This is a genomic window from Novosphingobium mangrovi, assembly GCF_022818885.1.
Taxonomy (GTDB): Bacteria; Pseudomonadota; Alphaproteobacteria; order Sphingomonadales; family Sphingomonadaceae; genus Novosphingobium; species Novosphingobium mangrovi.
In genome coordinates this window covers 42,800-67,469 of the sequence record NZ_JALHAT010000035.1, presented here as the reverse complement: position 1 = coordinate 67,469, position 24,670 = coordinate 42,800, and the positions used below count along the sequence as shown (strand labels likewise).

Genomic DNA, 24,670 nt, shown 5'->3' with positions numbered 1-24,670 from the left:
CGTCAGACCCCCATCCGCATGATGTCCTGGTACGCGCTCAGGAGCTTGTTGCGCACCTGCATCGTCGCCTCGAAGGCGATGCCCGCTTCCTGGCGCGCAAGCATGACCTGCGCGACATCGGTAACCTCGCCGGTCTGGTACGCGCTGGAGAGCGTTTCGGCGCGGGACTGCACCGAGTTGACGCCCTCAAGCGCGGAGCGCAGCGTGTCGGCAAAGCCGGGCGCGGGCGCACCGTTGCCGGTGGGTGCGGGAAGGAGGCCCGTGCCCGCCACCGAGGGGCCTTCGGGCGAATGGATCGCGCGCAGGGTCTGGTTACGCTCGATGATCTGCGCGCGCATGTCCATGATCTGCTGGATGCCGCCTTCGCGGGCACTGACAGGAGAGACCGTACTCATCGACGGCCTCCGGCGGCGCGGGCACCGCAGGCGCGGCCGATCTCGATCCCGGCTTCGCGCAGCGAGGCGAGACGGTAGCGCAAGGTGCGTTCCGAAATGCCCAGTTCGCGTGCGGCCTGCTGGCGGTTGCCGCCACAGGTCTCAAGCGTCTCGACGATGGCGCGGGCCTCGGACTGCTGGACGATGTTGGACAGGCGCCCCTTGCTGTCGGGCGTCACAGCATCGCCTGCGGCCTCGGCGATGCGCCGTTCGTCCTCGAAGGGGGCGAGCAGGCGTGCAGGGCTGTCGAAGACGATGTGCTGCGGAGTAATGACATCGCTGTCGAAGGCAAGCAGCAGCGCGCGGCGCACCACGTTCTCCAGTTCGCGCACGTTGCCCGGCCAGGCGTGGAGCTTGAGCATGACCAGCGCAGCCTCGCTGAAGCAGGGGACCCGGCCCGGCGTTTCGGCGTGGCGCAGCGCCATCGCGTAGGCGAGCGGCGCGATGTCCTCAGGCCGCGCCTTGAGCGCGGGCAGTTCGAGCGGGAAGACATTGAGGCGGTAGAACAGGTCGGCGCGGAAACGGCCTTCGGCGACTTCGGTGGGAAGGTCGCGGTTGGCGCAGGCGATGACGCGCACGTCGAGCGGGATCGCCTGGGTCGAGCCGATCGGCACGACTTCCTGTTCCTGGAGCGCGCGCAGCAGCTTGGCCTGAAGCGAAAGCGGCAGTTCGGCGATTTCGTCCAGCAGCAGCGTGCCTCCGTTGGCCGCACGCATGAAGCCCTCGCTTGCCTCGGTCGCGCCGGTAAAGGCGCCCTTGCGGTGGCCGAACAGCATGGCCTCGAGCATGGTCTCGGGCATCGCGGCGCAGTTGACGGCCACGAAGGGCCCCTTGCGGCGCGCGCTGCGGGCATGGATGAAGCGGCTCAGCACTTCCTTGCCGGTGCCGGTGGGGCCGTTGATGAGGACGGGAATGTTGCTCGCCGCGATCCGTTCGGCCAGCGCCAGGACCGAGAGGCTGAGAGGATCGGCGGCAATCGGGTCACCGGGCGCGGCCATGGCGGCGAGCAGCATGGCCAGCGCGGTCTCACCCAGCGGATCGCCGTAGCCGATGTCCACGCGCTGCGCGTCATGGGACAGGCTGGCCACAGAACCACGTTTGAGCGTGACCGTGCGCGTGGTGGAACGCGCGGACGAGCTATCGGCGTGATCGCGCAGATCGATGTCGGTGTGGTCGATCAGGCCTCCGGCGACCGCGCTGGCGCGCTGGACGAGCGGGCCGTGAAGGCGGCCGAATTCCGGGCTGAAGGTCAGACCTGGCATGATTCTATTATCCCCGTGGAAGCAACCAATTTCCAAGAGGCGGGTATCGCGCGAGAACGGCCAACGTTTTGAGAATTTAAGGCCTTGTGGATTCCCGTAGCCCCGCGAAACCATCGCGAAGGATGGCTGCAGTGCAGCACGAAGCGCGCAAACGCGGCGAATTTTTTCGCTTAAACTTCGCGCCGTCCTGCCGGTCTAGGTCCTGACAGCCAGTCCGGATGGGCCGGGTGGCTCGTCCGGCTTCGGGACAAGCCAACGGGAGCTAACTACAATGTCAGTCATCAATACCAATATCAGTGCGATCAAGGCGTCGAACGCGTCGAACTCGGCGAACAAGATGCTGGGCACTGCGATGGAGCGCCTGTCGACCGGCAAGCGCATCAACTCGGCCAAGGACGACGCGGCCGGTCTTGCCATCGCCACCTCCATGACCTCGCAGATCAAGGGCATGAGCCAGGGCATCCGCAACGCCAACGACGGCATCAGCCTTGCCCAGACGGCCGAAGGCGGTCTGTCGGAAGTCTCGAACATGCTCCAGCGCGTGCGCGAACTGGCGATCCAGTCGGCCTCGGGTACCTATCAGGATTCGGACCGCACCGCGATGCAGTCGGAAGTTACCGCGCTGACCGAGCAGATCGACGACGTTCTCACCCAGACCCAGTTCAACGGCAACACGCTGTTCTCGACCACGTCGGGCACGGACGTCACCTTCGACATCCAGACCGGTGCAAACTCGGGTGAAACCATCACGCTGACCTCGACCGCGATCGATGGGACGAACCTGGGTACCGCGCTCGACGTGTCGACCGCAGCTGCGGCTTCGACCACGCTCGACAACGTCGATGCCGCGCTGGCCGACGTCAACTCGACCCGCGCTTCGCTGGGCGCTGGCCAGAACCGCCTCGATTCGGCGATCAACAACCTCACCAACAACGTGACCAACCTCTCGGACGCACGTTCGCGTATCGAGGACGCCGACTACTCGAGCGAGACCACGCAGATGGCCAAGGCGCAGATCCTGAGCCAGGCCTCGACCGCGATGATCGCGCAGGCCAACCAGAGCCAGCAGAACGTGCTCTCGCTGCTGCGTTAATCTTGACGAATGTGCATGGCCTGCCCTGACCAGGCAGGCCTCAAGTTGGGCCCGGCGGTGTTTCCCCAGACCGCCGGGCCCTTTTGCGTTCGGCGGGGGCGGGGTGTCTCAGTCCGGCAGCCAATCGGCCTTCCATTTGCCGCGGCTCACCCGGCGGATGGATGCCCCGCATTTTTCGCATGTGCCCACGAAGTGCAGTCCGTCCCAGACTGCCTCGGAGCGGATTGGGGCATGGCGTCCCAAACGGCAGCGGATGACTTGAGGCAGCTTGAACATGGAAATCCTTGCGTTGAGGGGGCTGACAGGCGTGATGAAGCGTGGGCGGCGAGGGTTAATCACAAGGTAGGGATGTCTGCGCGCAAAGTTTTCTCTTGTACATGAAATATTTTTAACTGGATTAGAAAGTGATAACTTTCGTATCGTATTTCAATGCTTTAACTGTATCGCCGGCCTGCAGGTAAACCGGCAATACATAGGTCCTGAACGCAAGTCGGCTCAGGTCATGATCTTGTCAAAAACCAGCGAGAACGTCACCGGCACCTGCGCGGTGATGGCAGGCAGTCCTGCCAGTTCCTGCAATTGGGCCAAGCCGTCGCCCAGTGCGTAGCTTGCCGCGTCCAGGATGATCGGGCTGGTCGTTTCCACTTCCACCTTGTCGGGCGCAATCCGGGTCACAGCGAGGCGGGTCTCGATCGGCGTCTTCTCGCCGTGCAGGTCAAGCGTGGCGGTAACCGGAACGATGGTCTGTTCACCAAGCCCCAAGCCCGAAAGCGAGGCCGGATCGATCTGCGCGCTGACCTTGGCCTGCGGGAAGTCGGCGACCTGGAAGAGGATGTCACGCATGCGTTGATCGCGTACCTCGACGTTGGTGTTCACCGAGGCGAGGTCGATGGCAAAGCTGGCCATGCCGTCCTCGGCAACCGTGCCGGAGAGATCGCCGAAGCTGTGCGCCTCGACGACCTGGCCTGCCTTGATCGTGACGAAGGCAAGACGCGAGGCGTCCTTTTCCAGCTCCCAGCTTCCGGCGAGCGGTTCGGGCGCGCTTTGGTCAGGGGCAGAGGAGCAGGCGGCGGCAAGCAGTGCGGCGCTGGCAGGCAGGGCAAGAAAAAGGCGGCGCATCGGAAGATCCTCCTGAGGGATAGGTCGCAGTCACCGGGCGCGCGCCTTGCGGCCGCACGCCAGCCCCGCGCCGATTTCTGGGCGGGGAGACCGGGACTTAGGAGGGCAAGCGGGGCCTACGCAAGGGGATCCGTGCAATAGTATCCATTGCAAGGCGAAAAGCCGCTGATCTGCGTGCCTTTCGGGCACGGCAAAGGCGTAAGGTTCAGTCCAGCAAAGTGATCGAAATACGCCGGTTGCGCGGATCGTTGGGATCGCCCGGGATCAGCAGTTCCTTGTCGGCGACGCCCTCGATCCGGCGGAAACGGTCCTCGGGCAATCCGTCGCGCAGAAGGGCCTGGCGCGTGGCTTCGGCACGGCCCGCCGAGAGCGACCAGTTGTTGCCCTTGGTGCCGGGCAGGAAGGGCAGGGCATCGGTGTGCCCGCGAATGGTCAGTTGCGCCGCGTTGGGGCCCACGGCTTGCGCGATTGCGCCCAGCAGTTCGCTGGCATCGGGGGTGAGGACCGTCGTGCCCAGGCGGAACATGGCAAAATCGGCGTCGTCGACAAGGTCTATCCGTACCCCTTGAGTGGTGTCGACGAGGCGCACCTGCTTGGCGAGGCGGCGCAGCCGCTCGGACGAGCGCAGCTTGGCTTCGAGCGATTCCTTGGCGCGTGTCGTGCGCTTGACCTTCGAGCCGCCCTCCTTGGGGCCGCCCTCGGGCCCGCGCGGGATGGTCAGCGCCTTGGTGCCGGTCTGGCCCATGGCGTGGGGATAATTGTCGGCGTCGGTGAGCGAGGAGCCGCCCAGGAGGCCGCCTGCCGAACCGGCGGACTGCTTGCGTGTCTGCACCAGGGTCGGCGTGAAGTAGTCGGCAATGCCCTTGCGCTGCTTCTCGGTGGTCGCGCCCAGGATCCACAGAAGGAGGAAAAAGGCCATCATCGCGGTCACGAAGTCGGCATAGGCCACCTTCCAGGCGCCGCCGTGGTGGCCACCTTCGACCACCGTGACCTTCTTGACGATGATCGGGGCGAGGGGCTCCTCCTTCTTCTTCGCCACGATCAGCGTCCCCGCATTGCGTCAAGCAGTTCGGAAAGGCCGGGGCGGAAGGCATGGCCAAGGCCCGAACGCGCGCTTTCGACAACGAGCGGCTGGGGCCAGCCGTGCAGGCTGGCGATGATGACCTGCTTCACGCAGTGGAAGATCATCTCATCCTGGTCGTTGATCTGCTTGAGGCGCCCGGCCATCGGCGCGACGATGCCGTAGGCCAGCAGCACGCCCATGAAGGTACCGACGAGCGCGGAGCCGATCATCTCGCCCAGGACCGAAGGCGGCTTGTCGATCGAACCCATCGTCTTCACCACGCCCAGCACGGCGGCAACGATGCCGAGTGCTGGGAGCGAGTCGGCCAGGTTCTGGATCGCGTGCTGGGGTTCGTGGAACTCGTGGAAGTGGGTCTTCATCGCGTTGTCCATCACGTCCTCGACCGCGTGGACTTCCAGCGTGCCCGAGGAGACCACGATCAGCGTCAGCGTATCGCAGATGAGGTCGGTCAGCGCGTGGTTGGCGAGGATGCGCGGGAATTCGGCGAAGAGCGAGGACGACTTGGGCTCGTTGACGTGGCTTTCCAGCGCCACCGGACCTTCCGAGCGCAGGATCTTCATCAGGCGCACGGTCAGGACGATCACGTCGATGTGGTCCTGCTTGTTGTGCTTGGGCCCCTTGAGCACGCGCGCGAAACCGCCGCCCAGGACCTTGAGTTCGTGCATCGAGTTGCCGGTGACGATGGCGCCCACCGCCGCGCCGCCGATGATGAGCATTTCATGGGGGATGGCGTGCATCACGGGGCCGAGCGCACCGCCTGTCATGGCGAAACCGCCAAAGACCATCACCAGCAGGATCACGATCCCGATGATTGCGAACATGGTTAATCTTCCTCGTCAAGGCGAAGCCCGGCGCGCTTTTTGGAAAAGCGGCCGGGCCGGCGGGGCGGGATCAGAGCTTGTCGAACAGGGTCAGCCCGGCGAGCTTGGTGAAGCTGGCCTGGCTGGCTTCCAGGACGGTGAGCGTTTCCTGCAAGGTGGCGATGGTGGTGGCGATGTCGGTCGCGCCGATATTCGATTCCTCGGTCTGGCGCAGTTCCTGGAGGTCGATGCGGCGGTTGTCGGTCAGCTCGATCCAGGCGAGGCGCGTGCCGATCACGGTCTGGCCCGTGGTCAGCGTGTCGAGCCCGGTCTGGAGGTTGCCCAGCGCCTCGCGCGCGGCGCCGGTCGGATCGGGCGTGCCGCTCTGCAGCGCGACGGCAAGCGCCTTGATGGTCGCCATCGTGTCGCTGGGATTGCCCGAGGTGTCGGTGAAGGACAGGAACTGGGGCCCGGGCATCGAGCGGGTCACGCTCTGCCCTTCGCCGAGCGGCAGGTTGCTGGTGTTGGGCGTGCCCACATAAACCGCGTTGCCCCCGGCATCGAGGCCATAGGCATCGCCCGCGCTTTCGCCTCCGAAGAGAGCATGGCCGTTGGAATCGCGCGCGTTCGAGAGGCCCACGAGATTGCCGAAGATCTGCTCCAGTTCCTGCCCGATGGCGGTGCGCTGGCTGTCGGTGATCGTGTCGTTGGCGGCCTGCGCGGCCAGTTCCTGCGCGCGGATGATGGCATCGGCCATGTCGGACATCGCCGCATCGGCCAGCGTCAGGTCGGCGTTGGCGCGGCTGGCGTTGGCCGCGTCGATCTCGGAGAGCTTTTCCAGGCGTCCCAGCGCGCGCAGGCGCGAGGCGGCGACCGGATCGTCGGAGGAACGGGTCAGCTTCTCGCCGCTGCCCAGCTGCGCCTGCAGCGTTTCGGCCTGCGAGCGCAGGTCCTTCATGTCGGCGCGGGCCCGTTCGTAGAAGGCGCTGGTACTGGTGGAGACGATCGGCATGGCTAGACCCTTCAGCGGATGGCCAGGATGGAATCAAAGATGTCGGTGGCGACCTGCATGACGCGCGCATTGGCTTCGAAGGCCTGCTGGAAGCGCACGAGGTTGACCGCTTCCTGATCGAGATCGACGCCCGCCTGCGCCTGGAGCGCAACGCGCGCGGTGCTGGCAATGGAATCGAGCGCATCGCGCGTCACCCGGCGCCCGGCGACCGCGCTGGAGATGCCGAAGAGCAGCGTGTCCATGTCGCCCGCCGGATCGGCGGCGGAGAGCGCGCTGCGCATGGCTTCGAGATTGGAGACATCACGGCTGTTCGCGCCGGCTCCGGCAGGGGCGGTGGCGACGGCCGCGCCGTTGGCCGCGATCATGCGCATGTCCGCCGCGCCGGTGCCCGAGAAGAGTGGCTGCCCGGGATTGCCATCAAGGTCGACACCCGCGGCTTGCGCCGCATTGACGGTGGTGACGATCTCGGCGGCAATCGCGTCGAGTTCAGCGCGGGTAGAGGCGGCCTGCGTCAGCGACAGGCTCTTGCCCGCCAGCTGGCCCGAGGAGATAGCTGTCGGCGTGCCGTCGAGAGTGAAGGAGACCGTGCCGTCGGCGGCGGTTGCCATGGCAAGGCTGCGGGTGGCGCCGCCATCAACGAGATCGGTGCCCGAAGGCCCGCCCAGCGTGACCGTGACCACGCCGGTATCGGGCGCGAAGCTGGTGCGCGTGTCGACGTATTGCGAGAGTTCCTGGAGCAGCATGTCGCGCTGGTCGAGCTGCGCGGTCTGGTCGCTTGACGAGTCCGAGGCGCGCGAGAGGCGCAGGTTCACGCGCGCCAGTTCGGTCGCGATGCGGTTGACGTTCTCGACACCTTCGCCCGCTTCGAAGCGCAGCCCATCGCCCACCGCATCGAGGCTCGAGGCCGCGACGTTGAGCGTTTCGGACAGCGTGCGTCCCTGTTCGAGGACGCCCGCGCGCAACGGGCCGTCGGTGGGATCGGACAGGAGTGCCTGCAGCCCCGCCTCGAAATCGACGATCGAGGTGTAGACCCCGGTCTGCTCGACCGCGGATTCGATGTTTTCCAGGCCCTGGACTTCGGCGGCCGCACGCGCCGCGTCGGCTCCGGTGCGGCGCACTTCGCCCTGGCGGAACTGGTCGGCGTTGCGCACGATACCCGCCACCGCGACCCCGGCAAGGTTGATCGAGGTGGGCGTGGAGGAGACCGTCCCCACCGCCACTTCGGCCAGCGAGACCGAGCGCCGCACGTAGCCTTCCGAGGAGGCGTTGGCGATGTTGTTGGAGGTGATCTCCAACGCGGTGCGGGCCGCGCGGGTGCCGCTGCGGGCCATCGAGATGAGGTCGGACGGCATGGCTTAGCGCTCTCCGGAGGGGGCAGGGGTTTCAGGAGCAGGCTCGGGAGGAACCTCGGGCGGCAGGTGGCGCGCAAGCTGGGCCTCGATCACGCTGGCAAGCCCCAGCGCGCCGGTCTGCGCGGCGATCTCGGCAAAGCGCTCGTCCTGCATCTGGCGGAACGTGTCGAGCGCGCCGCTGGAGAAGATCCCGTCCTTGTCGAAATGGGTCTTGCGCGCCTCGGCCAGCATCTGGCGCACGAAGATCGCCTCGAACTGCTTGGCGGCCTGCGCCAGTTCCTCGCGCGCGGTGGCGCCCGGCGTGCGGTCCATGCCCTTTTCGGGCGAGAGGATGAGGCTGCTCGGGGGGGCGGACGGGCCGATCATATGACCACCATCTCGGCCTTGAGGGCACCGGCCTGCTTGAGCGCTTCGAGGATCGCGACGAGGTCGGATGGGGTGACGCCCAGAAGATTGAGCGCGTCGACCACTTGCGAGAGCGAGGCGCCCGGCTGGAACAGCGCGACGGCGTTCTGCTCTTCTTCCGCGGAAATGTCGGAACTGGGCTCGATTGCGGTCTGGCCGCCGCTGAAGGGCGCGGGCTGGACCACCATGGGGTCTTCGTCGACCCGGACGGTGAGCTTGCCGTGGCTGATCGCGGCGGGGGCGAGGCGGACGGCCGAATTGATGACGACGGTGCCGGTGCGCGAGTTGACGATGACGCGCGCGGGCGTTTCGGCAGGCTGGATCTCGATCATCTCGATCGCGGCCATGACGCTGGCGCGGGTGTTCGATTCGATGGGAAGCGTGAGCGCGAGCGTCACCCCATCCTCGACCGAGGCGGTGCCGGGCATGCGCTGGTTGATCGCATCGCGCACGCGCGAGGCGGTGAGGAAATCGGCGGCAAAGAGGTTCCAGCGCAGCGTCTGTTGGCTGTCGAAGCCGGTCGCGACCGCGCGCTCGACCGAGGCGCCTTCGGCGATACGGCCGACGGTCGGGATGTTGACCGTCAGCTTGGAGCCGTCGTTGGCCGAGATGCCAAGCCCCCCGACGGCGAGGTTGCCCTGCGCCATCGCGTAGATCTGGCCATCCGCGCCGTAGAGCGGGGTGATGATGAGCGCGCCGCCGCGCAGCGACTTGGCCTTGCCGATGGTGGAGACGGTGACGTCGATACGCTGGCCGGGCTTCGCAAAGGCGGGCAGGTCGGCGGTGACCATGACGGCCGCCGCGTTCTTGAGGCCGGGGGCGACGCCTGCAGGCAGGGTCAGGCCCATGCGGCCCGAGACGCCCTTCATGGCTTGCGTGAGGTATTCGAGGTTGTCATCGCCCGTGCCCGGAAGGCCCACGACGATGCCGTAGCCGGTGAGCTGGTTGGAGCGCACGCCCTGGAACTGCCCGAGGTCGCGAACGCGTTCGGCGTGGGCGTGCACGGGCGCCAGGTAGACCGTGAGCGCGGCGAAGAGCGCGGCCAGCATCCAGGGAAGATTACGCTGCATCCAGCCCCCCATCAGAACGGCGAAATCAGGTTGAAGAAGCGCCCCAGCCAGCCCTGCTTGCTGGCCCGCTGGAGAGCGCCCTTGCCGGAATACTCGACATGGGCGTCGGCCACGCGGGTCGAGGCGATGGCGTTGTCCTGGTCGATGTCGGCCAGGCGCACGATGCCCGAGAAGCGGACCCATTCGTCTCCCTGGCTGAGCAACATCTTCTTCTCTCCCTTGACCAGTGCGGTGCCGTTGGCGCGCACTTCGGCGATGGTGACGGAAATCGTGGAGACGAGACTGCTGGTCTGCGCTGCACTTCCCTGACCATTGAACGACGAGGAGGAGCTCGCGTTAAGGGCGTTGGGGTTGAGGAAGGAGAGGAGACCGGCCGTGGGCGGGATGATCGAGGCGCCCCCGCTCTTGCCGTTGCTGGAGGACACGGCCTTGGAGGCGGTGGTGGTTTCAAGAAGGATGATGGTCAGCGGATCGCCCACGCGCGTGGCGCGGTTGCCCTGGTAGAGGGGCGCATAGCCGACCGAGGCGGAAAAGATCCCGCCGGTGGGCACGGCCCCGGCGCCAGCGGCTTCCACGATCGGCAGCGTGGCCTCGAAACCGGAGGGCTTGGGCTTCTTCTTCGCCTCGGCCTGGAGCGGAAGGGTGAGGGCGAGAAGCGCGAGAGCGAGTGAGAGATGGCGGGTCATGATCACAGCGTCTGGTTGGCGTTGCGCAGCATCTCATCGACCGCCGAGATCATCTTGGAATTGATCTCGTAGGCGCGCTGGGTCTCGATCATGTCGACCAGCTCCTCGACGATGTTGACGTTGGAGGCCTCGAGCATGCCCTGGCGCATCGCGCCGCGCCCTTCGGTGCCCGCGACGCCGATCTGCGCCGGGCCGCTGGCGGCGGTTTCCAGCAGGAAGTTGTCCGACATTGCCTGGAGCCCCTGCGGGTTGGTGAAGCTGGCGATGGTGATCTGGCCGATCTGCGAGGGGTCGGCCTGTCCGGCCAGCTGCGCGGAGACGGTGCCGTCCTCCGAGACCGAGATTGTCGTCGCGTTCTCGGGGATCGTCACGGGGGGCTGCACCGCATACCCTTGCGAGGTGACGAGCAGACCCTCGGACGAACGGCTGAAATTGCCCGCACGGGTATAGGCGAGCTGGCCGCCGGGCAGGGTGATCTGGAAATAGCCATCGCCATCGAGCGCGAGGTCGAGGCTGTTGCCGGTCATCTGGAGCGAGCCTTGCGTCTCCATGCGCGTGGTCGACTGGATGCCCACGCCGGTGCCCAGGTTCAGGCCAATGGCGTAGGTCGTCTCGTTCGAGGAGGCGGCACCGGCCACGCGCGCATCCTGGTAGGCCAGCGTCGCGAAGTTCGCGCGGTCGCGCTTGAACGCGGTGGTCGAGACGTTGGCGAGGTTGTTCGCGATCACGCGCATGCGCGTGTCCTGGGCTTCGAGACCGGTGCGGGCGACCTGGAGGGCAGATGAGGGCATGGGGCGTTTCCTGTGGAGACGGTGAGGGGGCTATCAGTCGAGGCGCATCAGCCGCGTGCCGCCTTCGTCGAGTTGGCGGGCGGTTTCGATGAGCTTGGTGCGAAGATCGAAGAGGCGCTGGGCCGAGATCATCTCGACCAGCACTTCGGAGGCGTTGACATTGGACTGTTCCAGCGACTGCGGGATCAGGCGCGCGTTGGCGTCAACCGGCAGCACGCCGAACTCGGTCGGGCTGCCCGGGATGCCGTCACCCGGAACGCGGAATTGTCCGGCGAGCGTCTTGGTGATCGTCGAGCCGGTGGTGGATACCAGCTTCATCACGTCGAGCCGGGCCGGCGGCGCCTCGGGGACGGCCGGATCGGCCATCAGCAGCGCGCCGTCCGGTGCCACTGTGATGCGCGCGCCGGGGGGTAGGGTGATCGGGCCGTTCTGCCCGATCACCGGCAGCCCGTCGCCGTTCTGGAGGACGCCCGTCACGGTGACCGAGAGATCGCCGCGGCGGGTATAAGCCTCGCCCCCGTCGTCGGCCTGGACGGCCAGCATGGTGTCGCCTGACAGCGCCACGTCGAGCGGGTTGCCGGTATTCACCACCGCGCCGTCCTTCATCATCGCGCCCTTGACGTCGGCGCTCGACATGGCGCGCACCTGGAGCTGTGGGCCTTCGAGCGTCATGGGCGTGGCGTTGAGGACCTCGGCCTTGAAGCCGATGGTCTGGGCGTTGGCCATGTTCGAGGCGATCACGCGTTCGCGTGTCATCGAATTGGCCATGCCCGAAAGCGCGGTGTAGATCAGGCGATCCATGGGTCAGGTCCGGTCCGTGTGCCGATCAGGTGCGCAGGTTGATGATGGTCTGCGAGAGCTGCGTGGCGGTATCGACCGCCTTGGCGTTCGCCTGGAAGTTGCGCTGCGCGGTGATCAGCGAGACCAGTTCCTCGGCGATCTCGACGTTGGAGCGTTCGAGCGATCCGGCCATGAGCGAACCGTAGAGCCCCGAACCTGGCTGGCCGTAGCTCGCGGCACCCGAGACGCCGGTGGCTGTCCAGCTGGCGTTGCCTTCCTGGCGCAGCCCCTGGGGCGAGATGAAGTTGGCGAGCGCAAGTACGCCCACGGTCTCGTTCGAACCATCCGCGTACGTCGCGACGACCGAGCCGTCCGAGGTGATGGTCACCCCGGCGAAGTCCTCGCCCGCGCCGTTCTGGGCGGGGATCTGCGCGTCCTGAAGCGTGGTCAGCGAGGTGATCGTACCGGTGGCGTCGACCGGGAAGACCTGCAGGCGCATGTTCTGCGCATTGCGGATATAGCCGCTGCCATCGACCGAGAACGAGCCCGCGCGGGTGTATGCGGTCTCACCCGAGAGCGGGGAGACGACGGTGTAGAAACCCTCGCCATTGACCGCGACGTCGAGCGCCGAGCCGGTCTGCTCGATGGGGCCGAGCGAGAACTCCTGCATGATCGCGCTGACCCGCGCGCCGATGCCGGTGGTGAGCGAGGGGTCGGTCAGGATCGAGGAGGAGACGATATCGGCAAAGGCCGTATCGCTCTTCTTGAAGCCGGTGGTCTCGGCGTTGGCGATGTTGTGCGAGATGACGTTGAGGTCGGTCTGCGCGTTCTTGAGGCCGGTCAGCGAGGTGTAATAGGACATCGGGCAGGGCTTTCGTTGCGCGCGCTCAGGCGGCGGGGGTGGTGGGAGAAGCGGTGTTGGCGTTGGCCGCGTTCAGGGCCTCGACCTGGGTGGCGAGGGCCGCGACGGCGCGCTGGGTGGCAAGGCCGGTCTGGTTCAGCGTGTCCATCTGCGTGGAAATGCGCGACAGCGTGTCGCCCATCGCGGTCGTCCCCGCGAGCGAGGAGAACTGCGCCATCTGGGCGAGCATGGCGGTCTGATCCATCGGCTCGAAGGGATCCTGCTGCTGGAGCTGGGTCATCATCAGCTTGAGGAAATCGGCCTGGCCCAGATCACCAAGCGAATTGCGCGGCGTCTCGCTGGTCGTTGTGGTCGGCGTGGTCGGCAGGCCGGTGTTGATCGAGGTGATGGTCATTTGAGCCTCATCGTTTCGAGCATGAGCTGCTTGGCGGTGGAGAGGGCCTCGAGCAGGTTCTGGTACTGGCGCGAGGCTTCGAGCATCTCGACCATCTCCGCGTTCTCATCGACGGGGGCGGCCCAGACATCGCCGTTGGCATCGGCCAGCGGGTGCTCGGGGGTGTGCTGGCGCAGCGCGGCGGCGTTCTCGCGCACCACGCCGCGCACATCGACCGAGGCGAGGCCGCTTGCGGCATCGAGGTCGGCGGCAAAGACGGGGCGGATCGGCTTGTAGGCCTCCCCCTCGCTGGCCGAGACGGTGCCGGCGTTGGCGAGGTTCGAGGCCGCCGCGTTCATCCGCACCATCTGTGCGGACATGCCGCGCTGGGCGAGGGTGAAGAGGGTCATGGGCGAATTCGCCATGATCAGTCTCCCCGCAACGCGCGCTTGAGGGTGTCCACCCGGCCGCGGATGAATTCGAGCGTGGTCGAATAGCCGACCGCGTTCTCGGAAAAGGCGAGCTGCTCGTTGGGCAGTTCCACCGTGTTGCCGTCGAGCGCGGGCATCACCGGCACGCGGTAGCGGGTGGCGTGCTCGGCCGCCGTTTCGAGCGCAGTCCCGTTCTGCGCGGCGCCGAGGGCCGCGGCAAAGTCGATGTCCTTCGCCTTGTAGCCCGGCGTCGCGGCGTTCGCGATGTTCGAGGCAATGAGGCCCATGCGCTGCGAGCGCAGTTCCAGGGCCTTGCCGTGAATGCCGAAGAGGTCCTGCGGCATGATCGCTCCTTCGTATGCCGGCCAGGTGGGGGCCGGGGTGGTCGTGGCCGCAGGGTGTCGCGGCGGTTCGGCCCGGTATTCGCAAGGCACGTGCCAAATGCGCGAGGGACGCGATTTCGGGCCTTTACGGGCGTTGTGGGCCGCGTGGGGCCCGTGCACGGCAAGGCTTTGCCGGAAGGGCGGCAAATGCAGGGGCAGGCCTGAAAATCACCGGCGCGCGCCGTTCTTGGCTGAAGAGACCCGTCGTCAAAGGACAGCCCGGCCCGTGATCAATCCCGAAAATCTCGTCGATGCGACGTCCGCGCTGATCGTGGGCGGGGGCACGCTGCTTGCGACTTTGCTGCGCTGCGGGTTTACCGACAGCGGTGCGGCCTGCGCCGCGCTGCGCCGTCTTTTGCGCAAGCGCTTCGATGCGGCGAGCTTCAAGGCCGAACTGGCGGTTCACGTTCAGGATCTGCGCCAGGACGGCGTGATCCGCACCGAGCCGCACCTCTCCGGCGATGCCGAGTTCGACGAGGCAACCGGCGCCCTGATCGGCTCGCGATCGGTGGCCTCGCTCCACGCCGCGCACATTGCCCACAAGCGCCGCCGGGCCGCGCGGTCGATGCGCGCGGTGCGCACGCTCAACCAGGCCGCCGACCTTTCGCCCGTGCTGGGGCTGGCCGGCACGCTGATCTCGCTCAGCCAGCTTCCGGCGGGCAGTGGGCAGGACGGCAGCTTTACCAGCGCGATCGCCATGGCCGTGCTGACGACACTTTATGGCTTGCTTCTGGGCAACATGGTCTTTGCCCCGCTCGCGCGTGCGGTCGCGCGCCGCGCCTCGGATGAGGAGCAGGCCCGCCAGGAAGTGCTCGACTGGCTGGAGAGCCAGGTCGGCGTCGCGCTGCCGCGCCATGGCGAGGAGCCTCATACGCCAGTCAACGGACAGGGGCGCCGCAAGTGAGCGGGCGCGCCACGGTCAGTTGGCAGACCTCGCTCGCCGATCTCTCGCTGATCCTCTTCATGGTCACGGCTGCTGCGGTCAGCACGGCACCTGCGCCCGAAGAGGGCGGCAAGGCACCGGCGGCCATGCGGCAAGAGATTGCCGGTCGCTCGCAACGGGCCGAGCCGCTCTCTGTCTACATCGCGCTTCCCGATGCGCCGCCCTTGGCGCAGTGGCTGACCCAGCAGGCGCCCGACCCGCGCCAGCAGCTGACCATTACCGCGCCTTACGAGGCCGCGCGGGTGCAGAGCCGGACCGCGGCGCTCGAAGCCGCGCTGGCGCTGGCGGGCGAGGCGCGCGAGGCAGGGCTGGCCGCCCGTATCGTGCTGGAGCCGGGGCAGGGGGTGATCCGGGCGGAGCTCGCGTTCGATGCGGCCGGGTTGCCCCGCTGAAGGCGGCGTTGATGGCGGCATCTGGCATGAAGATTGCTTACCGGCCGGGACGAAATGTCCCTTCGCAAGGAAACACGTCCCGCGCATGAGCTTGAGTACGATCCTGATGGCGCTGGCCGCCGGAGGCGCTACCTACGCCGATCTCGACGCGATCGACCGGCAGGTCGCGGCCTTCACCGGCGCGCCCGTGGGCGCGGTCGGGGGGGCGATCACGCCGCTCGACCGGCGCCTGCGTCTCCAGCGCTGCCAGAGCAGTCTGGCGCTGTCCTGGCGCGGCCCTTCCAAGGACAGTGTCGTCGTCCAGTGCGCCGATGTCGGGGGCTGGCGTCTCTTCGTCCCCGTACGCAGTGCGCCTCCGCCCGCTTTCCAGCCGCCTGTGCGTGAGCCCGACGCGGTCAACCGCGGGGATGCCCTCAGCATCGCCGTGACGGGGCAGGGCTTTACTGTCTCACAGCCGGGAGAGGCTCTGGAATCGGGCCCTGTCGGCGCGTGGATCCGGGTCCGCCTGGCCACCGGGCGGCGGGGCCGTGGCGAGGAAATGCGCGCGCGCATCGTGCGGCCGGGTCTCGTCAGTGTGCCCCTGCCGTGACTTGCGCCGGGATTGCGCCGGGATTTGGGTTTGAAAGCAAACGATAACGCAAGGTTTCGATCCTCGCCCCGAGAGGGCCCTTAAAGCCGGATCAAAACCGCCGTTCTGAGCAGCAGACTTTTTGAAGGAGCGGTACAATGCCACCTATCGAAGTGGGACCTGCGCAGTCGATCGGATCGATCCCGTCGCGTCCGGCCCGCCCGTCGGGCGGTGAAGAACTTGCAGGGGTCGCCTCGTCGGCCCCGGCCTCGGCCCGGCCCGAGGCGAACCCGGCCCCGAGCCTGCCTGCCGTCGAGACTTCGGCGGCGCTTGATCCTGGCGATGCGCCGGTCGACACCGACCGCGTCTCGCAGATCCGCAAGGCCGTGGAAGCCGGCACCTACCCCCTCGTGCCTGCCCAGATCGCCGACGCCATGATCGCGGCGGGCGTCATGCTGCGGACACCCAAGTAACATGACCGGGGGCGAGCTTTCCGGCACCTTGCGGCAGATGCTTGCCGTGCTCGAGACCGAGCGGCAGGCGCTTGCCGCGCTCGACCTCGATGGCATCGTCGGAGCCACGGGCGCGAAGGACCGCCTGTGCAGCGAACTTGACCACCTGCAGCGCGCCGACCTCGACGAGGAATGCCGCGGCCTGCTCGACACTGCACGGCGCCTCAACGAGGTGAACCGGCAGGTGCGCAATATCCTCGCCGCCAATGTCACGCGCCGTCTCGATGCGCTGACCGGCAGCCCGCAGCTCTACCGCGCGTCGGGCACTTACGCCGTGGCGGGCGCCCGCGCCTGAACGGTGTGCTGGCGGTGCATCTGGCACGGCCCTTGCTGATCTCGTCCCGGAGTAGACATTCGGGAGTCCATCCTTGAGCGATTCAGGTACAGTCGGAGCGAATTTTGCGGGTGCACCCGTGCGCGCACAGTCGCCCACGCACGCACAGGCGCGTGAGGCCATTGCCCGCGCCGCCGATGCGACCGGCGTCGATTTCCAGTATCTCATGGCGCAGGCCCGGCTTGAATCCGGTCTCGATCCCACGGCCCGGGCCGGTACCTCCAGTGCCGCCGGGCTGTTCCAGTTCACCAATGGCACCTGGCTTGGCACGTTGGACCGCCACGGCGCGCGCCACGGCCTCTCGTGGGTCAGCGAGGCCATCGAGGGCGGCCGTATCCGCGATCCCGGCCTGCGCAGCCAGGTCCTGGGGCTGCGCTACGATGCCGATGCCTCCGCGCGCATGGCCGCGGAACTCGCGCGCGACAACGGCGCGGAGCTGACCGCGGTTCTGGGCCGCGCGCCCGATGCGACCGAGCTCTATCTGGCCCACTTCCTGGGGGCCGCCGGCGCAGGCGAATTCCTCGGCGCGCTGGCCCGCAATCCCGGGCAGAGCGCCGCCGCACTGTTGCCCAAGGCCGCCGCGGCGAACCGCGCAATCTTTTACGAAGGCACGGGCGCTGCGCGTTCAGTGGGCGGCGTGATGAACCTCCTGCGCACCCGCATGGCCAGCGCCATGGACGAAAGTGGGGGCGAATTGCGGATGGCCTACGATCCGGCGGTCTTTGCCGCGCCCGGCAAGAACATGCCGTCGGCGAGTGCCTTTCTTGCCGCGCGCAGTGCCGGTTCGATGCCCGCCAACCTCGGGCCGCTCGCACGGGAGTTTCATGGCGGGGCCAGCCCGGCCGCCGCCGCGCCGCACGTCCCCGCCCGCTCGATGGCGGACACGCTCAAGGGGGCTTTCGGGGCCTCCGAGGCGGCCTTGCCGGGTAACGTGAAGAACGCCTACGGCAAACTCGCGAGGTTCGGCCTGTGAACCTGTTCAAGCGCATCCAGGACCCGGGCGCCCTGGCGCTTCCCGTCGGCATCCTCACGCTCATCGTCCTGATGATCGTGCCGGTCCCGGCGATCGTCCTCGACTTGTCCTTCACGCTCAACATCGCGCTTTCGGTCGCCGTCCTGATGGCGGCGATGAACGCGGACAAGCCGCTCGACTTCTCCTCCTTCCCCTCGGTCCTGCTTTTCGCGACGCTGCTGCGCCTCGCGCTCAACGTCGCCTCGACGCGCGTCGTGCTGGTTCACGGGCACGAGGGCGGGGAGGCCGCGGGCAAGGTGATCGAGGCCTTCGGCGCCTTCCTCATCGGCGGTAACTTCGCCGTCGGCATCTTCGTCTTCCTGATCCTTGTCATCATCAATCTGGTGGTGGTGACCAAGGGGGCAGGGCGCGTTTCGGAAGTCTCCGCGCGCTTCACGCTGGATGCGCTGCCCGGCAAGCAGATGGCCATCGACGCGGACCTCGCCGCCGGGCTCCTGACGGCTGACGAGGCCAAGGCGCGCCGCCGCGAAGTGGCGACCGAGGCCGATTTCTACGGCTCGATGGACGGCTCCTCCAAGTTCGTGAAGGGCGATGCGATCGCCGCGCTGCTGATCCTGGGTGTCAACATCATCGCGGGCTTCTGCTTGGGCATGATCAGCCACGAGATGTCGGCGGGCGATGCCGCGCAGACCTACATCACTCTTGCCATCGGCGACGCGCTGGTGGCGCAGGTGCCCTCGCTGCTGCTCTCCATCGCGGCCGCCGTCATCGTTACCCGCGTCGCCGACACGCGTGACCTGGCCGGGCAGATCGGCGGCCAGTTCGCCAGCCCTGAAACCTGGTTGCCGGTGGGTGTCGTGCTGGGGGCCATCGGCCTCATCCCGGCCATGCCGCAGACGATTTTCCTGCCCGCAGCAGGGCTTGCGCTGTGGCTCTGGCACGCCTTGCGAAAACGCGCCGCGCGCGCAGCCTTGCCCGCCGAGGTCGTGCCCGAGCCGGTCGATCCGGCGCGCATCGAGCTGGAGGACGTTTCCGACCATACCCTCGTCACCATCGAGCTGGGCTATGGCCTGGTGCAGTTGGTCGATGCGCGCCACGGCTCTCCACTGGTCAGTCGCGTGACCGGCGTGCGCAAGCAGCTGAGTCAGGCCTTCGGCTTCATCGTGCCGCAATTTCGCGTGCGCGACGCGCTCGACATGGCGCCGCACGATTATCGCATCGTGCTGGGCGGGGTGACGCTGGGCGGATCGAGCGTGCGCGCCGACAGGGTGCTCGCCATCGATGCGGGCGAGGCGCGCAAGGGCCACACCTTGAAGGGTGAGGAGACGCAGGACCCCAGCTTCGGCTGCCCCGCGCTCTGGATCGACCCCGCCGCGCGGGACCACGCCATCGCCGAAGGCTTCCTGACGGTGGACGCCGGGACGGTGATCGCGACCCACCTCAACCAGTTGCTGGCCGAACGTCCGCAGGACCTGCTCGGCCCGGACGAGGTTCGGATGCTGATCGATGCGCTGAAAGACCACGCAGGCAGCCTGATCGAGACGATCACGCCGCAGCCCCTTTCGCTGGCCGCGCTGACGCGCCTTCTGCGCAGCCTCTTGGAAGACGGTATTCCCATCGCCCACCCGCTGCCGATCCTCGCCTCGCTCAGCCGCGCGGTGCAGCAGACGGTGGAGCACGACCGGCTGGTCGAGCTGGTGCGCGCGGACCTGGGCGCGCTGATCGTGGGCCGGGTGTGCCCACCCAACATGCGCCTGCCCGTGGTCACGCTCGACGCCGGGCTTGAAAGCGCGATTGTCTCGGGGATGATGGACCCGGTTACCGGACAGCCGGTGATCGAGCCCGACCTTGCGGCCACTATCGGCCAGCGCATTGCCGAGCTCTCCGACAGCCGCGGGGCGCAGGCGATCCCGCTCGCGCTCGTCGTGCAGCCGCGCGCGCGCCGCGCGCTGGCCCAGCTGCTGCGCCTGCGCGCGCCCAGCTGCCTCGTCCTCTCGATTGCCGAACTTCCACCCACCCAGCCCATCGAGGTCATCGACGTGGTGGGCGCGCCGCGTGCGCCCGCACCGGGCCTGCCGGGACCCGATGGCGCGGGCACATCGTCGCCTGAAAGTCTGGCGGCATGAAACAGGATCAGACCGTATTCACGCCGCCGACCTACTCGGTCGGTGCGCGCAGTCCGCGCCTGGGAGGGCATCGGGAGGAAGTGGCCGACCGCGTTCGCCGCTTTCTCCCGATGGTTCGCCGCCTGGCCTGGCACGTCAACGGCACGGGGCGTCCGGGGATCGAACTGGAGGACCTCATGCAGGCGGGGCTCGTCGCGCTGACCGAGTGCGCGCAGAAGCATTCGGGCCCGACCGAGGACGGCTTTGCCGCCTACGCCAAGCTGCGCGTGCGCGGCGCCATGGTCGATCTCGTGCGCAAGACCGTGCCGATGTCGCGCGGTGCCAGCGAGCGCCGCCGCAAGATCGAGGCCAAGGAGCACGAACTGCGCGCCGCGCTGGGCCGCGCGCCTTCGCTGGCCGAACTGGCCGAGGCGCTGGGCATGGCCGAAATGGACCTTGCCGCGATGCAGGATTCCAGCCAGCCCATGCGCTTTGAATCCATCGACGAGGTCTATTCCGACCAGAACCTGGCCTTTGCCACAGAGGAGCGCGACAGCCTCGATATCCTGGCCGATGCGGAGATGCGCGAGGCAGTGATCGCGGCGCTGGGCGATCTGCCCGAACGCCTGCGGCTCGTCATCTCGCTCTATTTCGTGGAGGAACTGAACCTCTCCGAGATCGCCGAGGTCCTGCAGGTGAGCGTCCCGCGCGTCCACCAGTTGAAGGCGCAGGCCCTCACCAAGCTGAGGGAGAGCCTGGCCGGAGTGGCGGACATTCTCTAGTCTCGCGGATTACCATCGCGCCAGCGCCAGCGTCGGAGCATCTTGAACAGCCCGAGCGCAATGAAGCCGAGCCCGGGCAGGTAGCGGATGGACTGTCCGATAGCGTCCAGCCATGGCGAGCCGCCCGGCAGTTGGGCGGTCTCTTCAAGATAGCCGATGTTGTAGCGGATCAGCCCGTCCTCGAACGGTGGGTGATGGATCAAGAATGCGCCGACCGGGATCAGGAGGGCATAGGGCCACAGAAGATGCGCGATGCGCTCGTTCAGCCACATGGCGTCCCAGGTCCGTTCTCCGCCATATTCCATGGCGAGATCTTCCCGCGTACGAGGCCGCAAGAAGGCCAGCCCGCGTGGCGCCAGCAAACGCGAACTGAGGTAGATATACCCGGCCCATGGCAGGATCATGAGCGAGTTGTCCTCCAGCGAGGGCAGAAAGGCCTTCATGGCGACCGGGATCGAGAACCAGACGATCCAGAAGGCCCTGTTGGCGATCCAGCGCGCATTTGCCTTCCATTTTTCAAGCATGATCCGCTCAGCCAGCCATTCCCATCAGCGCGCCTTGCGCCCATTGCACGATGGCCTGGGGCGGCATCGCGCCTGACTGGCGCGCGATTTCGCGGCCCTTGTGAATAAGCACCATGGTCGGGATCGAGCGGATCGCGTAGCGCCCGGCAATCGCCTGCTCGGCCTCGGTGTCGAGCTTGCCCAAGCGCATCATGGGTTCGAGCCGGGCGGCGGCGGCCTCGAAGGCGGGGGCCATCTGGCGGCAGGGGCCACACCAGCTGGCCCAGAAATCGACGAGCAGAGGAAGGTCGCCCTTGCCTGCATGAGCATCGAAGTTGGCCGAGGTCAGCACCAGGGGTTTGCCGGTGAAGAGGGCGGCGTGACAGCGCCCACAGGTGCCACCTGCGCCCAGCTTTGCGGTGGGGACGCGGTTCGAGGCGCCGCAGGAGGGGCAGACGACGATCTTGCTTTCGAGGCTGGTCATGGGGCGATCTCCTTGACGTTGATATGGGGCGGCGCAGAGCGGTTGGGAAGGGCGTTCAGGCGACGAGGAAGCGCAGCCGCTCGGCCTTGAAGGCGGCATCGAGCGCGTCGATGACGGCGCGGATGCGTGGCATGTCGCGAAGGTCGCGGTGGACGCCCAGCCAGATCTCGCGCGCGGGGCCAAGGCCTGCGTCCTTCAGGCGCACGACGCCGGGCATCGTTTCGGCGAGGTACTGCGGCAGGCAGGCAATGCCGAGCCCTTCGTGCACCGCCCCTGCCTGCGCGTCGCGGCTGTTGCTGCGGTAGACGACCTGCGCCTCGGGGGCCTTTTCCAGCAGCCAGCGCGCCTCGGCCTGGTGGGCCATGTCGGGCATGACGGTGATCAGGCGGTGGCCGGGATCGGTGAGCGGTTCGGGGTGTGCGGCAAGGTAGTCGGGGCTGGCGTAGAGCGCGCAGACCATCGTGCCCATGCGCCGCGAGATCAGTTCGTTGTGTTCGAAGCGCACCATGCGGATCGCGATGTCGGCCTCGCGCTCGATCAGGCTGAGCGAGCGGGTGTCGGAGAGCAGGTCGATGGTGATGCCCGGATAGTCCTCGCGCAGCTTGGCCGCGGCAATGGGGATGAGCCGGTTGGCCAGCGTCTCGACCGTGGTGAGCCGCACCAGCCCGGAGAGCGCGACATCGCGGCCCTGCACCACGCGCTCCAGCGCCATCGCATCCTCGTCCATGCGCTGCGCGTTGGCGAGCACGCTTTCGCCCAGCGGGGTGAGTTCGTAGCCGTGCGGGGTCTTGAGCAGGAGGCGGGCACCGCTGCGCTCCTCCAGCGCGACGAGACGGCGGCTCATCGTGCTCTGGCTCAGCCCCAGTTCGCGGGCGGCGCCCGAAAGACTGCGCGCCCGCGCAATGGCGAGGAAAGTGCGGATGTCGTCCCAGTTCATCGTCCCACCCCGGCGGCGCCTTCTATCCGTTTTTGCATGGAGACTATGCTCATATCGCCAATGGTCATGCAAAACCAGCAGGACTATCTCCATGGACGAGCTTCCAGCGAAGCCCCGGCGGCAAACGGATCCCCCCGCAACCGCCCCCCAACTGTTTGCCGCCACTTGTCAAATTCGGAGAAGCACCATGACCAAGTACCTCGTCGTCCGTTCGGCCGCCACCGGCGCCGCTTCCGTCAGCAACCAGCTGATCGACACCTACCTTGCCGAGCTGGGCGAGGACGCCGTTGTCGTCGAGCGTAACCTCGACACCGACCCCGTTCCCCACATCAACTCGGGCAGCCTGGTCGGCATCGGCCGCGCGGCTCCCGTCGGCGACAAGATGACCGACGCCTCGCTCGAAGCGCGCGACCTGCAGGACACGCTGATCGCTGAAGTGATGGACGCCGACGTGCTGGTGATCGGCCTTCCGATCTACAACTTCGGTCTGCCCTCCACGCTCAAGGCCTGGTTCGACTACGTGCTGCGCGCCGGCACCACCTTCCAGTACACCGAACAGGGTCCCGAGGGCCTGGTGAAGAACACCAAGGCGATCGTCGCCCAGTCGCGTGCGGGCAAGTACGACGATGACGCGGGCGTCATCTTCGGTATGCCGCACCTCAAGGGCCTGCTCGGCTTCATGGGCGTGACCGACGTCGAAGTCGTGACCGCCGAGGGCATGGCCTTCGGACCCGAAGCCGCCGCCAGCGCGATTGCCGACGCCAAGGCCGCGATCACCAAGCTCGCCTGAGCCTGTCAGCCCAGCCCCCCTCTAGGAGTTTTTCACATGACCCGTTCGTTCCTGAAGTCCGCCCTGATCCCGGCAGCCCTGCTGGCCTCGGTTCCCGCCATCCTCCACGCACAGGCCGCCGATCCCGCGCCCGCCGCCGCGCAGGCCGGCTCCTACAAGGTCGAGACCTCGCACACCCGAGTTGGTTTCTCGGTCATGCACTTCGGTTTTTCCGAGTGGTACGGTGAATTCGCCGATGTGACGGGCTCGCTTTCGATCGACCCCGCCAAGATCGAGAACACGAAGCTGGCCGTCTCGATCCCCGTCGCAACCGTCAGCACCACCAACGCAACGCTCGACGAGGAGCTCGTCTCGGCTGACTGGTTCGACGCCGAGGGGTACCCGACGATCACGTTCGTCTCGACCAAGGTGACGCGCACCGGCGAGCGCACCGCCGACGTGACCGGCAACCTGACCTTCCACGGCGTGACCAAGCCGGTGACGCTCCACGCCAGCTTCAATGCGGGCGGCGTGAACCCGATGAGCAAGGCCTACACCCTGGGCTTCAACGCAACGGGCACGATCACCCGTTCGGACTTCGGCGTGAAGAACTACGTCCCCGCCGTGGGCGACGAAGTGACCCTTCGCATCAGTGCAGCCTTCGAGAAGGGCGAGTAATCCCCCTCCCTCACACGAGCCTTTCCTGAGGCTGCATACGGAAAAGGACATGGCTTCCCGGTGGGGCCATGTCCTTTTCTTTTGGTGCGGGGGAGGTGAACTATCCGTCGAGGCGCGGCGCGGAGGGGCTGTCGAGCGCGACGATCCGTCCCCGGTGCAACGTAAAGGCGGGAGCGTCCTCGTCCGGCTCGTTGACGAGTTCGTCGAACACCAGTTCATAGCGGGCAAGGGCGATGCGGATCTCGTCCTCACAGGGCCACCCTTGCGCGAGGCGCGTCACGCTGGCGTGGCCGAGAAGGTAGGTGTGGGCGATCTCTTCCTCGCGCGACATGCTGTCACTCGCGGCAAGGGTGGTGTGGGCGCGCTCGAGCATGAGGGGATGGCCGCAGGCATGCAGGACCTGCGCGACCAGCACGTCGGCCAGGATCAGGGCGTCGGCCGGGCTCGCGATCGCGTGCGCCTGAAGGGCGCGCCAGTCGCGGATGAAGCGCTGGCGTTGCTCGGGCAGCAGCGGCGCACGCGGGCGAGCTTCCTCATCTTGAGATAGAGGTGCCGGGGCGACATCGGCTTTTGTCGCCTGGGGGCGGGCCATGCGCTTGCGCGCGCGTAGGTAGCCTAGCGTTGCAAGGCCCACGCTCCCCAGCAGCATCGCGACACCGGTCGCGAGGATCAGGTTGGCAAGCCATTCGGCCATGGGCAGGTCGGTCACGGCACACCTCCGGGTAGAGCGCGGCGCGTGTCCGGCAAACGCGG

Annotated in this window: 31 protein-coding genes; 11 read left to right on the top strand and 20 right to left on the bottom strand. The window is 67.3% G+C overall.

Features of this window, described 5'->3' with window-relative positions; genetic code table 11:
* Nucleotides 1-2: 2 nt before the first annotated feature.
* Nucleotides 3-395, bottom strand: a complete 393-nt coding sequence (gene fliE / locus MTR65_RS16240) for a flagellar hook-basal body complex protein FliE (protein ID WP_039388367.1) — start codon at nt 393-395, stop codon at nt 3-5.
* Nucleotides 392-1,696, bottom strand: a complete 1,305-nt coding sequence (locus MTR65_RS16235) for a sigma-54 interaction domain-containing protein (protein WP_243802033.1) — start codon at nt 1,694-1,696, stop codon at nt 392-394. Before MTR65_RS16235 ends, fliE begins: the two co-directional genes overlap by 4 nt.
* 271 nt (nt 1,697-1,967) lie before the next feature.
* On the opposite strand from MTR65_RS16235, the gene MTR65_RS16230 reads away from it, so the two are divergent.
* Nucleotides 1,968-2,789 carry a flagellin N-terminal helical domain-containing protein gene (locus MTR65_RS16230; RefSeq protein WP_243802031.1) on the top strand — a complete coding sequence of 274 codons (822 nt, stop codon included), beginning with the start codon at nt 1,968-1,970 and terminating at the stop codon, nt 2,787-2,789.
* Between the two features lie 495 nt (nt 2,790-3,284).
* Here MTR65_RS16230 and MTR65_RS16225 read toward each other — a convergent pair whose 3' ends face one another.
* From MTR65_RS16225 to flgB, 14 genes are all read right to left on the bottom strand, one after another.
* Nucleotides 3,285-3,908, bottom strand: coding sequence for a YceI family protein (locus MTR65_RS16225; RefSeq protein WP_243802029.1), 624 nt, complete (start codon nt 3,906-3,908; stop codon nt 3,285-3,287).
* A gap of 205 nt (nt 3,909-4,113) precedes the next feature.
* On the bottom strand, nt 4,114-4,947 hold the full coding sequence (locus MTR65_RS16220) for a flagellar motor protein MotB (protein ID WP_039388361.1): 834 nt from the start codon (nt 4,945-4,947) through the stop codon (nt 4,114-4,116).
* A gap of 2 nt (nt 4,948-4,949) precedes the next feature.
* Entirely contained in the window at nt 4,950-5,813 is an 864-nt protein-coding gene (gene motA / locus MTR65_RS16215) for a flagellar motor stator protein MotA (RefSeq protein ID WP_039388360.1), read from the bottom strand.
* Between the two features lie 70 nt (nt 5,814-5,883).
* Nucleotides 5,884-6,804, bottom strand: coding sequence for a flagellin N-terminal helical domain-containing protein (locus MTR65_RS16210; RefSeq protein ID WP_243802027.1), 921 nt, complete (start codon nt 6,802-6,804; stop codon nt 5,884-5,886).
* Nucleotides 6,805-6,815: 11 nt separating this feature from the next.
* Nucleotides 6,816-8,156: a flagellar hook-associated protein FlgK gene (flgK, locus tag MTR65_RS16205; RefSeq protein WP_243802025.1), complete on the bottom strand. Its 1,341-nt coding sequence runs from the start codon at nt 8,154-8,156 to the stop codon at nt 6,816-6,818.
* A 3-nt stretch (nt 8,157-8,159) separates the two neighbouring features.
* Nucleotides 8,160-8,522, bottom strand: coding sequence for a rod-binding protein (locus MTR65_RS16200; protein ID WP_243802023.1), 363 nt, complete (start codon nt 8,520-8,522; stop codon nt 8,160-8,162).
* A complete protein-coding gene (locus MTR65_RS16195; protein WP_243802019.1) occupies nt 8,519-9,631 on the bottom strand; it encodes a flagellar basal body P-ring protein FlgI in 1,113 nt (370 codons plus the stop codon). The genes MTR65_RS16200 and MTR65_RS16195 overlap by 4 nt, the downstream gene beginning before the upstream one ends.
* 11 nt (nt 9,632-9,642) lie before the next feature.
* Nucleotides 9,643-10,317: a flagellar basal body L-ring protein FlgH gene (locus tag MTR65_RS16190; RefSeq protein ID WP_243802017.1), complete on the bottom strand. Its 675-nt coding sequence runs from the start codon at nt 10,315-10,317 to the stop codon at nt 9,643-9,645.
* A gap of 2 nt (nt 10,318-10,319) precedes the next feature.
* Entirely contained in the window at nt 10,320-11,108 is a 789-nt protein-coding gene (gene flgG, locus MTR65_RS16185) for a flagellar basal-body rod protein FlgG (protein ID WP_243802015.1), read from the bottom strand.
* Between the two features lie 33 nt (nt 11,109-11,141).
* Nucleotides 11,142-11,909, bottom strand: a complete 768-nt coding sequence (locus MTR65_RS16180) for a flagellar basal body rod protein FlgF (protein WP_243802012.1) — start codon at nt 11,907-11,909, stop codon at nt 11,142-11,144.
* Between the two features lie 25 nt (nt 11,910-11,934).
* Complete coding sequence (locus MTR65_RS16175; RefSeq protein WP_243802010.1) at nt 11,935-12,750, bottom strand: flagellar hook-basal body complex protein; 816 nt, start codon at nt 12,748-12,750, stop codon at nt 11,935-11,937.
* Between the two features lie 25 nt (nt 12,751-12,775).
* Nucleotides 12,776-13,144, bottom strand: a complete 369-nt coding sequence (locus MTR65_RS16170) for a flagellar hook assembly protein FlgD (protein WP_243802008.1) — start codon at nt 13,142-13,144, stop codon at nt 12,776-12,778.
* Nucleotides 13,141-13,548 carry a flagellar basal body rod protein FlgC gene (flgC, locus tag MTR65_RS16165; protein WP_039388341.1) on the bottom strand — a complete coding sequence of 136 codons (408 nt, stop codon included), beginning with the start codon at nt 13,546-13,548 and terminating at the stop codon, nt 13,141-13,143. The genes MTR65_RS16170 and flgC overlap by 4 nt, the downstream gene beginning before the upstream one ends.
* Before the next feature lie 2 nt (nt 13,549-13,550).
* Nucleotides 13,551-13,898 carry a flagellar basal body rod protein FlgB gene (gene flgB / locus MTR65_RS16160; protein WP_226632971.1) on the bottom strand — a complete coding sequence of 116 codons (348 nt, stop codon included), beginning with the start codon at nt 13,896-13,898 and terminating at the stop codon, nt 13,551-13,553.
* Between the two features lie 265 nt (nt 13,899-14,163).
* Between flgB and MTR65_RS16155 the strand changes: the two genes are divergently transcribed.
* From MTR65_RS16155 to MTR65_RS16120, 8 genes are all read left to right on the top strand, one after another.
* On the top strand, nt 14,164-14,841 hold the full coding sequence (locus MTR65_RS16155; protein ID WP_243802006.1) for a MotA/TolQ/ExbB proton channel family protein: 678 nt from the start codon (nt 14,164-14,166) through the stop codon (nt 14,839-14,841).
* Nucleotides 14,838-15,272, top strand: coding sequence for a hypothetical protein (locus MTR65_RS16150; protein WP_243802003.1), 435 nt, complete (start codon nt 14,838-14,840; stop codon nt 15,270-15,272). The genes MTR65_RS16155 and MTR65_RS16150 overlap by 4 nt, the downstream gene beginning before the upstream one ends.
* Nucleotides 15,273-15,357: 85 nt before the next feature.
* The gene (locus MTR65_RS16145; RefSeq protein ID WP_243802001.1) at nt 15,358-15,861 is read left to right on the top strand and encodes a flagella basal body P-ring formation protein FlgA; all 504 of its coding nucleotides are present in this window, start codon (nt 15,358-15,360) and stop codon (nt 15,859-15,861) included.
* 137 nt (nt 15,862-15,998) lie between these two features.
* Entirely contained in the window at nt 15,999-16,313 is a 315-nt protein-coding gene (locus tag MTR65_RS16140; RefSeq protein WP_226632979.1) for a flagellar biosynthesis anti-sigma factor FlgM, read from the top strand.
* A 1-nt stretch (nt 16,314) separates the two neighbouring features.
* On the top strand, nt 16,315-16,647 hold the full coding sequence (locus MTR65_RS16135) for a flagellar protein FlgN (protein ID WP_226632980.1): 333 nt from the start codon (nt 16,315-16,317) through the stop codon (nt 16,645-16,647).
* 118 nt (nt 16,648-16,765) lie between these two features.
* Nucleotides 16,766-17,659, top strand: a complete 894-nt coding sequence (locus MTR65_RS16130; RefSeq protein WP_243801999.1) for a transglycosylase SLT domain-containing protein — start codon at nt 16,766-16,768, stop codon at nt 17,657-17,659.
* A complete protein-coding gene (locus MTR65_RS16125; RefSeq protein ID WP_243801997.1) occupies nt 17,656-19,785 on the top strand; it encodes a flagellar biosynthesis protein FlhA in 2,130 nt (709 codons plus the stop codon). The genes MTR65_RS16130 and MTR65_RS16125 overlap by 4 nt, the downstream gene beginning before the upstream one ends.
* Nucleotides 19,782-20,546 (top strand): sigma-70 family RNA polymerase sigma factor, encoded by a 765-nt coding sequence (locus tag MTR65_RS16120; protein WP_243801994.1) that lies wholly within the window; start codon nt 19,782-19,784, stop codon nt 20,544-20,546. The genes MTR65_RS16125 and MTR65_RS16120 overlap by 4 nt, the downstream gene beginning before the upstream one ends.
* Here the strand turns inward: MTR65_RS16120 and MTR65_RS16115 are convergent.
* Genes MTR65_RS16115 through MTR65_RS16105 form a run of 3 tightly spaced genes read right to left on the bottom strand, consistent with a single transcriptional unit; the run spans nt 20,543 to nt 22,470 of the window.
* On the bottom strand, nt 20,543-21,070 hold the full coding sequence (locus MTR65_RS16115; protein WP_243801992.1) for a hypothetical protein: 528 nt from the start codon (nt 21,068-21,070) through the stop codon (nt 20,543-20,545). The two genes, MTR65_RS16120 and MTR65_RS16115, sit on opposite strands and share 4 nt — an antisense overlap.
* Nucleotides 21,071-21,077: 7 nt before the next feature.
* Entirely contained in the window at nt 21,078-21,533 is a 456-nt protein-coding gene (gene trxC / locus MTR65_RS16110; protein ID WP_243801990.1) for a thioredoxin TrxC, read from the bottom strand.
* Nucleotides 21,534-21,588: 55 nt separating this feature from the next.
* The gene (locus tag MTR65_RS16105; RefSeq protein WP_226632990.1) at nt 21,589-22,470 is read right to left on the bottom strand and encodes a LysR family transcriptional regulator; all 882 of its coding nucleotides are present in this window, start codon (nt 22,468-22,470) and stop codon (nt 21,589-21,591) included.
* A gap of 187 nt (nt 22,471-22,657) precedes the next feature.
* Between MTR65_RS16105 and MTR65_RS16100 the strand changes: the two genes are divergently transcribed.
* Together MTR65_RS16100 and MTR65_RS16095 are read left to right on the top strand one after the other, a co-directional pair.
* Nucleotides 22,658-23,260 carry an FMN-dependent NADH-azoreductase gene (locus tag MTR65_RS16100; protein ID WP_243801988.1) on the top strand — a complete coding sequence of 201 codons (603 nt, stop codon included), beginning with the start codon at nt 22,658-22,660 and terminating at the stop codon, nt 23,258-23,260.
* 36 nt (nt 23,261-23,296) lie between these two features.
* Nucleotides 23,297-23,917: a YceI family protein gene (locus MTR65_RS16095; RefSeq protein WP_243801986.1), complete on the top strand. Its 621-nt coding sequence runs from the start codon at nt 23,297-23,299 to the stop codon at nt 23,915-23,917.
* Nucleotides 23,918-24,017: 100 nt separating this feature from the next.
* On the opposite strand, the gene MTR65_RS16090 is transcribed toward MTR65_RS16095, so the two are convergent.
* On the bottom strand, nt 24,018-24,626 hold the full coding sequence (locus MTR65_RS16090; protein WP_243801984.1) for a hypothetical protein: 609 nt from the start codon (nt 24,624-24,626) through the stop codon (nt 24,018-24,020).
* Nucleotides 24,627-24,670 lie beyond the last annotated feature (44 nt).